The organism is Cryomorpha ignava, assembly GCF_010686655.1.
Lineage (GTDB): Bacteria > Bacteroidota > Bacteroidia > Flavobacteriales_D > Cryomorphaceae > Cryomorpha > Cryomorpha ignava.
Genome location: NZ_JAAGVY010000032.1, coordinates 17,414 through 29,360, shown reverse-complemented (window position 1 = coordinate 29,360; position 11,947 = coordinate 17,414). Strand labels below are relative to the sequence as shown.

The window sequence follows — 11,947 nt, the reverse complement described above, 5'->3', positions numbered from 1 at the left end:
GATGAAACACTGGGTATTTATTGTTCTGATTGCGGGCTTTTCTCAGGTATGCAGAGCTCAATGTGTTGAAGATATAGAAAAATTCAATGCTTTTCTTGGCCAGGAAAATTCCGAGATGCTAAGCGTTTTAAATCATTCTTTTGACACCATTCTTCAATCAGCATATCCTGATGTTCCCGATTTCCCAGATCGGATATCCCTTTTTTTAGAAAGTTATGCCGAGATTAATGATTTCGAACGACAGTTTTATACGGATAGCGCAAGTTTTAGGAGTTTAAAAATTCAATTAGAATCCAGCGGATTTAGGAAGGATATTTATTTGCATGAAGACGAAAGTTATGATAACAAATTTGACTTGAATGAATTTATACCCGAAGGGGAAGAGCCAGAGCCTACTGAACTTGGTCAGCTGGATATTGATTTAATTGAGGCTGAAATTCAATACGAAAGAAGAGATAAGGAGTATGAAGTTGAGGAATATGACCAGGAGTCAATGTATCTATTTAATAATAGGCCTGAATTGGATTTTTATATGAATCCTGATGGGAAATTTTGGTATGGGCTCGGTAAATATTCATGTAGTGCTGCTATAATAGATATACTTGAGTCTGTAAAGAACATGAACGGAATTAGTTTAGGAGTGGTAGCCGGTGGAATGAGAGAAATTGATTTAAACAATGCATTTATTCAGCAAGCTGTCATGGCTCAGTTTTATATTCCGGCAATTTTAAGGTTTGGATATTCCGAAAAGCCAAAATGAGATTCATTCCATTAAAACAAGAAAATATTCTCGTAATTGCATCATTAAAATCAAGTCATGAAAATCATCCTATTCGCGTTATCACTTGTTTCAGCTCTAACCGTTTTCTCTCAAACTTCGGAAGAAGTGATTGTAGTTTCTGATTCCATAGAAATTCACGGAACGCTTCTCTGTCCTGAAGGCACAGCCAAAATGCCGGTTGTTTTGATTATTGCAGGCTCCGGCCCGACAGACCGCGATGGCAATAACCCGGAATACAAAAACAATTCACTTAAAATGCTTGCTGAATCTTTGGCAGATAGCGGAATCGCAAGCCTTCGCTATGACAAACGGGGAGTGGCCTTAAGCGATGATCCAAACATTCTCGAAAGCGCTATCCGGTTTGAAGATTTTTCTTCGGATGCAGCAAAATGGATTCAGCTTTTGTCTGAAGACAAACGATTTAAAAATATAGTCGTTTTAGGGCATAGCGAAGGGTCGCTAATCGGGATGCTGGCTTCACAAACAACTGCTGTAGATAAGTATATTTCTGTGGCCGGGCCTGGCCGCCCGGCAAATTTTATTTTATTAGATCAAATTATAAAAAGCTCGCCATTTTTTACGGTTCCTGCTACAATTATGATGGATTCGTTGGTAAACGGATATACCGTTTCAAGCGTACTACCTGCGCTAAAAGAAATGTTTCGGCCGGGTGTGCAGCCTTATCTTATTTCCTGGTTTAAATACGATCCGGCTGTGGAAATCGCGAAACTCAATAAACCGGTTTTAATCATTCAGGGTAGCACAGATATCCAGGTGCCGGTAAGCGATGCCGAACTATTGGCGGAAGCCAGCCCACGAGCTAAACTGGTAATAATTGAAGGAATGAATCACGTTTTTAAAGAAGCATCCGCCGAACGGGGGCCGAACATAAAGACTTATTCCAACCCTGACTTGGCATTGATTAGCGGGTTTGCACAAGAAATTATCGATTTTATCCGCAATTCAAGTAAAATATATTGGCTGCCGACTAAAGTGGACTGATTCTCAACTTTGTCGGTTAAAATCTGTTGAATTTCTATCTAACTAAAAATTCAATTGTCTTATGAAGAATCCAGATTTTAATGGCCTTTCGGCAATGTTCATTAATTGCACTTTAAAAAAATTTCCCGATAAGAGTCATACCCAGGCACTTATGGACGTGTCTGAAGGAATAATGGAACGGGAAGGAGTGAAGACCGAAAACATTAGGTTTATCGACCATGATATTGCAACAGGCATTCAGCCGGATATGACCGAAAATGGCTGGGAGACAGATAAATGGCCGGAGCTGTTTAAGAAAATTATCGCTGCCGACATTCTCGTAATCGGCTCGCCCATTTGGCTGGGCGAAAGGAGCTCAATGGCTACAAAACTCGTAGAAAGGCTTTACGCAATGAGTGCCGTCCTTAATGATGAAGGTCAGTCGAAATTTTACGGGAGGGTAGGTGGCTGCATTATTACCGGAAATGAAGACGGAGTGAAACATGTTTCAATGGGATTGCTGTATTCACTCCAACACCTGGGGTATAGCATACCGCCGCAGGCCGATTGCGGCTGGCTGGGAAAAATTGGCCCCGGCCCAAGTTATCTCGATGAAGGTTCGGATGCAGAAAACAGCGATTTCACCAATAAAAACACAACGTTTATGACCTATAATCTGCTGCATTTAGCAAAAATGCTAAAAGACAATGGCGGCTATTCAAATTATGGGAATGATAGAAACGCCTGGAAAGATGGCGAGCGATGGGAATTTCAAAAACCAAAGGCTAAGCTTTGATTCTTTTGGTTCGACTTTGATGAATTAAATTTCACACGGGTATTGACATTCTGATTTAATCGCCTTAATTTGCGTCTTTAACGAATTATTTTAACCAATGTATTAGAACTACTTAAAGCTGGTGTTGCCAGCTTTTTGTTTTGATATTAGTCAAGATTAAAATGAATTTGCTTTGATTTGCATGTAAATTCTAACCTGTGGATGAAACCATTCTTTTTCAAGCCGGCAATTTAAAAGTATCGGCCATACCTTATCAGCTCAACTTTAAATTCCCGTTTAAGCTGGCTCTCAGTACGCGCTCTTATACTGATATTGTTATACTTAAAGTTCAGTCAGGAAAAATTACAGTTTACGGCGAAGCTGCTTTGCCACCTTACTTGGGCGCATCTGTGCAGAGTACAATTGACTTTTATAAATCTTTAGATTGGAATCTGATTTTAGATTTTTCTCTGCAAGAGTCGCGAGAGATGATAGACCTCGCATCTACAGCTGACAACGCAGCTAAAGCTTCTATTAGTATTGCGCTTCACGATCTGCATTGCCAGAGGGAAGATATTACTCTTGGTGATTTATATGAAATTAAATCAGAAAAGACTTCTTATTCTACTTACACCATTGGAATTTCTACAGAAAAGGAATTGCGCAGGAAGCTGGAAGAAGGAAAGGATTTTAAGATCATAAAACTCAAACTTGGCAGCGACGATGATAAGGATTTGATTAAGGCTTATAAGAAACATTGCCAAAAGCCTTTTTGTGTGGACATAAATCAGGGTTATAAACCACGCGATAAAGCAGCTGAAATGGGTGAGTTTCTGCTCAAAAACGGAGTTTTATTCATTGAGCAGCCCTTGCCCGCCGAGCAATTTGAGGAAATGGCCTGGGTACGCGAGAGGGTTGATATTCCGTTTATTGCTGATGAATCTGTAAAGCGGCTAAGCGATTTGAGATATGCGGCAGAAGCTTTTGACGGTGTGAATATTAAGCTGATGAAAAGTACCGGAATAGCAGAGACTTATGAAATGATTGCCCAATCGCGGAAGCTAAACCTAAAAATAGTACTAGGAGCTATGGCCGAATCGTCGCTGGGAAATACCGCCGCCGCACATTTCGCATCGCTTGCCGATTGGGTTGATCTAGATGGGCCAATGCTTACATCAAATGATCCTTTTGAAGGGATAATTTATAGTCACGGAGCAATTGTATTGCCCAGCAGGGCAGGTGTGGGAGCTATTCCGGTAAAAGGAATGGAAACAGATTCAAAGTTTATTTTATAACTATCTTTTCTGTAACCTGATTTTGCCCATCATCAATGGATAGAAAATACATTCCTTGTGGAAGTTGATAGACAGACACTTGAGTTAACATTTCATTGGTGTCGCGCATCCAAAGCGTTTTCCCGTTAGCATCTAAGATTCGCATATGAACCGGATTTTCGTTGGCTCGCACAATCGTAAATATTCCTCGACTCGGATTGGGATATATCACAATGTTGTCGTTGTATTCGAAATACACAGATTTTATATCAAAATATGTTTGTTCTCCGTCAAAATCTGTTTGTGAAAGGCGATAGTAGTTTATACCCGCTTTTGGGGTATTATCCAAATATTTATACACTTGCCTTTGTCGGCTCGACCCGGCTCCGGCAACTTTTAAAATTTCATGGAAGTGAATAGCGTCATCACTCCGCTCAAGGGTAAAAAATGAATTGTTGCTTTCAGAATCCGTTACCCATTCAAGATTTGTACAACTGTTTTGTTTTTCAGCCGAGAATGAAAACAGCTCTATGGGCAGCGGATTTGTTCCCGAAATAGTTCCAATCGTGAAAGGGCTAAAGTCGTTGATAGGAAATTGGCTCGTAATAATGCCGCTTCCGCTTTCCAAATCACTTTCTTTAAATCCATCGTAATTTATTCCCTTGTTTTCCCATTCATCGCCATTCCAGTGGAGAACCTGTAGGAATGAAGGATCTTCAATTCCACAGCTTCGCGCATTTGCGTAAGACAGTGAAACACTTATCATCGAATTGCCTTGCGATCTATCAATTGTCCAGTATTCACATGAGCTTATCGTACCCAGCGATCCATCGTGCCTGTTGGTTGCAAAACCTGCATCGGTGGGGTCTGCGTTAAAATACTGGGCCGTAAATGCATCAGTAGGGTTTTCAGGAGCCGAAATTTCAACGGGAGCAAATATATTTCCCGAACCTATGGGGAAATGAAAAGATGAGTTTCCGATTTTTCGCACCTTGCCATCAATAAAGCTATTTGAATTTCCTTTGCTTGATTTACTTCCTTTAAGATAAATGACTTCATGGTTCTGCGTTCTCAGCTTACCGCTAATAAAAGTCGTCTCTTTTGAAATGGAAATTTCTGATAATAGGTCAATTTCATTTTCAGGACTGGATAAATTTACGGTCAACTCTTTAAATACCAATTGATCACCTTTTAGCTTTCGGTTTCCATCTCCTTTAAAGGCTATATTTCCATTGCCGCAAATCAAGGTGCCGTCAATTATAAAATCTCCATAAACCAATAAGCTGACCATTCCGGCCATCATGAGCTCAGCATTGGTTTCAACGATAACGTTTTTTGCGGATTGTTCTGAATTTATCAGTGGTTGGTGTGGTCGGTCTGCCGGGATTCTTGTCGAAAGATTTGCATTCGGAACACCTTCACTCCAGTTGGCGGGATTACTCCATGCAGTGCTCACACTACCCAACCAGTGGGTGAGGGTGGTGGGACCCAGAAATCGAGCGCGATTTGATTCTGTTGCTGCAAGGGCATTACAACCAGCAAAATCCGGAGTAACGGTACAAGTAACAATGTCCTCATTTTCGATATTTGGAAATTGCAGCGTAGTTTGGTGAGAGCCGGTCTGAATTCCGTTGACATACCACTGTAGCGTAGGTGCGGCTCCGAGATTTGATACATGTGATGTGAATTCTCCGCCATTTTCATTACCCACCACTGCGTTTTGAATGGTGCCGCCTTCGCTGCTTAACGAAATATCTACCAAAAGTGGAAGAGTGGGTGCAACATTGCTGGTATAAACTAAGGTTTGATTTCTGAAATACTTTACAATGCTGTTCTCAACAACAATCCGCAAAATATCGCCGACTGCATATGGTTGGTTTCCAAGCCGCCATGAACCTTTTTCATAAATAGTAAACATTCCGTTATTCCCCAATACCATGGCATAATCGGTTGAGTTATAATTAAAGTCAGGATCACTGACGCTAAGTCCAATTGCTTTTGTTTTATTGGTTTCACTTACCGCAAAATCAAAATAACCGTTGTTTTTAACCTTATTCAATGAGCTTGCACCCGCGTTGAATTGATTATAACCCTGCACTTTTATTAAGTTATTATCGATGTTTGACACATTCGCCATTCTTTCCGGATTCCAAACCACTTGTTCCTCTGCTACTCCAATGCTATTTGATTGAGTAATTCCTTCTATGTAAAAAGAAAGAGGTGAAACCTTCTTATTCGGTAATATTTTAATGGAATTGCTGGCCACCACAGAACTACCGCAACCGGGTTGCGATGAAATATAGGTGCAAGTAATGATGTCATTTTCTAACAAATCTTCTAAAATTAAGGTGGCACCGGTATGTCCCGTGCTTTGTTCATTAACTGCCCAATTTAAATCTGGATTATCCGCATCGCTTGTAAATGCCATAAACATTCCCTCAGTGGGATTAGCCATTTTCGCATTGATAATGGTCGTTCCAATGTCCTGCATGGTACCATCTGCTATAAGCGGAAGATTGGGAACTTTATCACTCACATAAAGCAAACTAGAGTTTTTGTAGTATTTAACCACTCCGTTTTCCAGGGCTATTCGCATCGTGTCATTTGTAGAAAACTGACCATAAGCACCTTTCCACGAGCCGCTTTCATAAACTACAAGATTCGAAGATTCCATGTAAAATGCAAATTGAATGGTAGATTCGGAATGACCACCATCTTGCGAACTCAATCCCACCATTTTTCGGGTGTTGGTTTCGCCGGTTTGAAATTCAAAAAATCCATTATCGCCTACCGCATTTTGTGAATAGACACCGCCGTTTGACGTATTGTAGCCTTGTGTTTTCTTTACACTATTTTCATTTATTAAAATATTCTCCGGAGTATTAGCGAGCCATATCAAACCTTCTTCAGCCAAATAGCATCCTTGATTTGCAGGAGCTGCTTTTATATAAAAATCGTTTTCTGGTATGGATTCATTTGCGTACAACTGCATTTTATTAGATTGCAAAGAAGTTCCGGAACAAGATCCCGAGTTAGGCGCAACCATACAATGAATTATGTCGCCGTTAGAAAAACTACTTAGAGTGAGTTCAGATCCCGTCTCTGAAAGCAATACATTGTTTTTGTACCAATTGTAAGATGTAATGCCCGATGGATTCTTATCTGTAAAAGCGCGAATTTTTGTGCTGGTGGAATTCACAATTTTCACATCACTAATTTCTGCGTTTTTTTGCTCAAATGCCAAATCAACATATTGCGGTATAATAGGGGCAGCAGTACTTTCATATAATAATATGGTGTTTTTATAGTAGCGCAAGATGCCATCTTCAATGGCTATTTTGAATTTATCGCCAATGTAATAATTTCCAATACTTGCCTTGTACGACCCTGATTCTCTAATTTCTCCGCCACCCCAATCTCTTAGTACGATAGCATACTCAAGGTCATCAATTTTATTTTTATTTTCTTTATTGGTGGGTGATACTCCAAAAATTCGCGTTTTATTAGTTTGTGATATTACGGTTTCTGCATACCCATTATTCAAGATGCCTGCGGTGCTAAAAGCTCCGGCATCCCATTTGGCTTTATTATCTGTTTTTATGACTGTCGTTCCGTCAAATTCGGTGCGAACCAAATCTATAAAAACAGCCTCAGAATGAGATTGCATACAGCCCGCAATAGGAATTGGTTCTATGGTAAAAACGCATTGCGAAAAACTGAAAAATGGACTAGCAACGAACAATAAAACAATAAGGGTGAGACGATACATATATATGATAAAGATTCACCCTATATACAGCAAGCGCTACTTATAGTTACCGAACACGCTTCGCACAAGCCATAAACCACTTGTCGCACAGCGCTGTACGCACTCGTAATAATTTGATTAATAGGCTTGATAAAATTTCAGATTGAACTGGAATAAATTTCACATTGTTTTAAAGTCATTGAATTAGGCCCCGATTGCATAACTCATAGTCATATTAACTTAGTACGGCACTCTTGGCGACCACGAATTTTCATATTGCAGATTAAAAATCCGGCATAGAGACGCATAAGCTTGCGTCTCCGCCCGGATGTGGTTTAATCTCATTGAATAATCACTTTTTCGGTAAATGAACGTATTCCATCGTCAATTTCTAAAAGGTAAACTCCTTTTGAAAGGTCTGGAATAGCTACACGAATCAAGATTTGATCTGTAAATTCTTGCCACCTTATTTTGCCAAACATATCAATTAGCCGAAGCTGCACCTTGTGGTCGCTTTTTCGCTCAATGCTGAATGTTCCTGTACTCGGATTTGGATAAATACTTAGTCCGCTATTTGGTTCAAAATAAACCGATTGAATATCAAAAAATGTCTGCTTTCCATCATAATCGGTCTGAGACAAGCGGTAATAATTTATTCCGCTTTGAGGCGAATGATCAATATGCACATAGTCAATGCTTTGGTGGCTGGTGCCTGCTCCAGAAATTGTTTTTATAGGATTAAAGTCAATCGCATTATTACTCCTCTCAAGCGTAAAGTAAGCATTGTTGGTTTCTGATTCTGTTTTCCATAAAAGTTCTGTTTCATCACCTCGTTTTTGAGCCGTAAATGATGATAGTTGGATGGGCAAGGGGTTAATACCGGAGCGTGATCCGAGGGTAAATGGGCTAAAATCATCAATCAATTCTTCACTTGTAATAGTGCCGCTATTGATGTCGCCATCATACGATTGCAGACCTTTGTTTTCCCATTCAGATCCATTCCAATGTGCTACTTGTAAGTAAGAAGGATCATTAACTCCGCAGCTGCGCTCATTTTCGTACGAGAGCGAAACCCGCACAGCTGATTGCCCGGCAGTTCTGTCAATCATCCAGTATTCACAACTGCTTGCGCTAGCAAGGGTGCCGTCCTGGCTGCTTGTGGCGTATCCGGCTTCGCTGGGATCATTGTTGAAATACTCGGCGGTAAATGCGTCGGTTAAGTTATCTGGGCTCGAAATTTCTACAGGCGCGTAAATATTTCCAGAGCCAATAGGGAATAGAAATTCGGAATTTCCGATTTTACGAACCTTTCCGTCAATAAAGCTGTTTGTATTTCCTATACGAGTGTCACTTCCGGGTAGATAGATTACTTCCTCATTCAGCGTTTTTATTTTTCCATTGATAAATACAGTCTCACTTGCTATATAAATTGGTGACAACAGTAGGAGTGAATTAGCTGAATTTGATGAATTCACAATGAGTTTATTGAATTTCAGATCATTACCTTGAATTCGTTGGTCTGTGCTTCCGCTAAAAGTAATTATTCCGTTACCGGGATCAAATTCACCTTCTATAGAGAAATCTCCATAAACCAGTAAACTAAAAATTCCGGCCATCTTAAGATCGGCACCCGCTTCAACTGTAATGTTTTTTACTGATTGTGCTGAATTAATAAGTGGTTGGTGTGGTCGGCCGGCCGGAACCTTTGCAGAGAGATTTACATTTGGAACACCTTCACTCCAGTTTGCCGGATTGCTCCATGAAGTACTCACGGTTCCTAACCAGTCGGTTCGGGTAGGAGGGCCAATAAAACGAATGTAATTCGATTCAAATTTTGTATCAGTTGTACAACCAGCAAAATCTGGAATAACCGTGCAGGTAATGATGTCTTCGTTTTCAATATTGTCATGATTGAAAATGCTTCCAAAACTTCCTGTTGCGTTATCATTGACGTTCCACTCTAGAGTCGGCGACTCTCCTAAACCCATAAGATGAGCTGTAAATTTTCCCTCATTTTCATTTCCAACTACGGCATTTTGAACTGTGCCGCCTTCGCTCCTTAAAGAAATATCTACTATGAGTGGAAGGCTGGGTGCCACATTGCTTGTATAAACCAATGTTTGATTTTGATAGTATTTTACTATGTTGTTTTCTACTGCGATTCTTAGATTGTCACCCACATTATAAGTCACATTTCCCAGTCGCCAGCTACCCGATTCATAAATAGTGAACTTTCCATTGCTGGCCAAAACCATGGCATAATCAGTAGTGTTGTAATTGTAATTTGGGTCGTTGGTACTTAGTCCTATCGCCTTTGTTCTATTTTTTTCGCTAACCGTAAAATCAAAATATCCATTGTTTTTCACGGTGTTTAATGAACTGGCTCCGGCATTGTATTGGTTGTTTCCCTGCACTTTCGTTAAATCGTTGTCGATGTTTGAAACGTTTGCCAAACTTGCAGGATTCCATACTATTTCTTCTTCGGCAACTCCTATTCCACTCACCTGTTGAATGCCCTCGATGTAAAACAAATGAGGAGCTATATTATCGTTCTTCAGAATTTTTATGGGATTACTTTCTACCAAGAAATTGCCACAGCCTATTTGTGAAAATAAATAGCTACAGGTTACAATATCATTTTCATTTAATTCGTCTAGTGAAATGGTGAAACCCGCTTGACCTGTGGTTTGGCCGTTTACTTTCCAATTTAAGCCTGTAATTTCTGATTCACTCATCACAGTAAACTCTCCTTGAGTAGGGTTGGCAATCACCGCATTGGTTATCGTGGCGCCAATATCCTGAATAGTACCATCTGCAATGAGCGGAAGAGTAGGAGTCTGATCGCTTACATACAAAAGCGCATCATTTTTATAGTATTTTACTACTCCGTTATCTACATGTATGCGCAATTTATCGGTGGTGTTCATGTTTCCAACTCCGGCTCTCCAATTTCCGTTTTCATAAACGCGCAGACTTCCTCCCCATTCTATATAAAATGCAAATTGAATAGACGACTCCGGGCTTCCTCCATCAGAAGAGCTAAGACCGACCATTTTTCGAGAATTCAATTCTCCTGTTTGCAATTCGAAGTATCCATTATTCGTAACGAAATTTTGTGAATAAACGCCGCCATTTGAAGTGTTGTAGCCATTGGTTTTGGCAACACTACCTCCGTTTATTTCAATATTTTCGGGAATATTAGCCTGCCAGATCACCTCTTCCTGTGCCAAAAAACAACCCTGCTCTGCAGGAATTGCAGAAATTTGAAAATTAACTTCAGGTGTAATTTCATCATGGGTGAGCACCATAGAGTTAGATTGCAATTCCATACCGGCAGAAGATCCTGACAAGGGCGTGGCGCTGCAATTAAGAATGTCTCCATCTGTAAAGCTAGTCAATGTAATTTCTGACCCTGTTTCCGGTAGCTGGACATTATTTTGATACCACTGAAAGGTGGAAATACCCGTTGAGTTTTGATCGCTGAAGGCGCGAATGGTTGTGCTGGTTGTATTAGTAATTTGCACATCGGCAATTTCGCCTCCAATATCCTCAAAAGCCAAATCAACATAAAGAGGCAGGGAAGGCGATGTATTGCTTATGTAAACAAGATTGTCATTTTTGTAATATTGAACCACGCCATTGATTACTTCAATTTTGAATTTGTCTCCAATACCGAAAAACCATAAAAATGCCTTGTAATTACCAGATTCTCTAATTTCAGCGTATCCCCATGCATTGAGTACAATGGCGTATTCCACTGTATTTATTCCATTTTGATTAGGATTATTGGAGTGGCTTAACCCGAATATTCGCGTTTTGCCGGTCTGGGAAATAGTGGTCTCCGCACTTCCGTTGTCTAAAACTCCCGCAGTGCTGAATGCTCCTGCGTTCCAGTTAGAATTTCCGTTAGTTTTTGTAACCGTTGAGCCGTCAAAGCTGGTTCGCACCAAATCTGTAAATACTGCCTCCGACTGCGATACCATACAACCCGTTTCTGGGAGTGGCTCGATTGTAAAATCAGATTGCGAAAAGGCTATGAATTCAAATGACAAGAAAAGTATGAAACAAAAAGTAAATCGCATAAATTATGGAAAAAAGATTCGCTATGATATACTTTTAGTTTTAGTTTAAGTTACGAATATAGGTTTTTAGTCGTTCAAAGTAGCCTATTTTTCGACGAAAATATCATGTTTAAATAACTGAATATCAAATTTATATGCTTAATAGAAGCTGTATAATGTTTTATTTCTTCGACGGAGGTTATTATACCTTAGACGGAGTAAGAGATTGAGTTAAATTGCAAATTGGTGACTTCTGTTTTGTTATCTCTGAATTTTGAACATGGCGCGATACCAAGAATATTGATTTTAAGGATTTGAGAGATTAAC

The 11,947-nt window shown here is 39.9% G+C and carries 6 protein-coding genes; 4 read left to right on the top strand and 2 right to left on the bottom strand.

The window, feature by feature from the left end; translation table 11 throughout:
- Position 1: 1 nt before the first annotated feature.
- From G3O08_RS14705 to G3O08_RS21750, 4 genes are all read left to right on the top strand, one after another.
- Positions 2–760: a hypothetical protein gene (locus tag G3O08_RS14705; RefSeq protein ID WP_163286147.1), complete on the top strand. Its 759-nt coding sequence runs from the start codon at positions 2–4 to the stop codon at positions 758–760.
- Between the two features lie 57 nt (positions 761–817).
- Positions 818–1,783 (top strand): alpha/beta hydrolase, encoded by a 966-nt coding sequence (locus G3O08_RS14700; RefSeq protein WP_163286146.1) that lies wholly within the window; start codon positions 818–820, stop codon positions 1,781–1,783.
- Positions 1,784–1,844: 61 nt separating this feature from the next.
- Complete coding sequence (locus G3O08_RS14695) at positions 1,845–2,558, top strand: flavodoxin family protein (protein ID WP_163286145.1); 714 nt, start codon at positions 1,845–1,847, stop codon at positions 2,556–2,558.
- Between the two features lie 197 nt (positions 2,559–2,755).
- Positions 2,756–3,832: a dipeptide epimerase gene (locus tag G3O08_RS21750; RefSeq protein ID WP_163286144.1), complete on the top strand. Its 1,077-nt coding sequence runs from the start codon at positions 2,756–2,758 to the stop codon at positions 3,830–3,832.
- Here the strand turns inward: G3O08_RS21750 and G3O08_RS14685 are convergent.
- Both G3O08_RS14685 and G3O08_RS14680 read right to left on the bottom strand, forming a co-directional pair.
- A complete protein-coding gene (locus tag G3O08_RS14685) occupies positions 3,822–7,580 on the bottom strand; it encodes a T9SS type A sorting domain-containing protein (RefSeq protein WP_204336894.1) in 3,759 nt (1,252 codons plus the stop codon). The two genes, G3O08_RS21750 and G3O08_RS14685, sit on opposite strands and share 11 nt — an antisense overlap.
- Positions 7,581–7,900: 320 nt before the next feature.
- Entirely contained in the window at positions 7,901–11,542 is a 3,642-nt protein-coding gene (locus G3O08_RS14680) for a T9SS type A sorting domain-containing protein (RefSeq protein ID WP_163286142.1), read from the bottom strand.
- Between the last annotated feature and the right edge of the window lie 405 nt (positions 11,543–11,947).

Bases quoted from the DNA above. Each gene is read 5' to 3' on its own strand.
- G3O08_RS14705 (WP_163286147.1), top strand. From the start codon at position 2: ATGAAACACTGGGTATTTATTGTTCTGATTGCGGGCTTTTCTCAGGTA.
- G3O08_RS14700 (WP_163286146.1), top strand. From the start codon at position 818: ATGAAAATCATCCTATTCGCGTTATCACTTGTTTCAGCTCTAACCGTT.
- G3O08_RS14695 (WP_163286145.1), top strand. From the start codon at position 1,845: ATGAAGAATCCAGATTTTAATGGCCTTTCGGCAATGTTCATTAATTGC.
- G3O08_RS14685 (WP_204336894.1), bottom strand. From the start codon at position 7,580: ATGTATCGTCTCACCCTTATTGTTTTATTGTTCGTTGCTAGTCCATTT.
- G3O08_RS14680 (WP_163286142.1), bottom strand. From the start codon at position 11,542: ATGGTATCGCAGTCGGAGGCAGTATTTACAGATTTGGTGCGAACCAGC.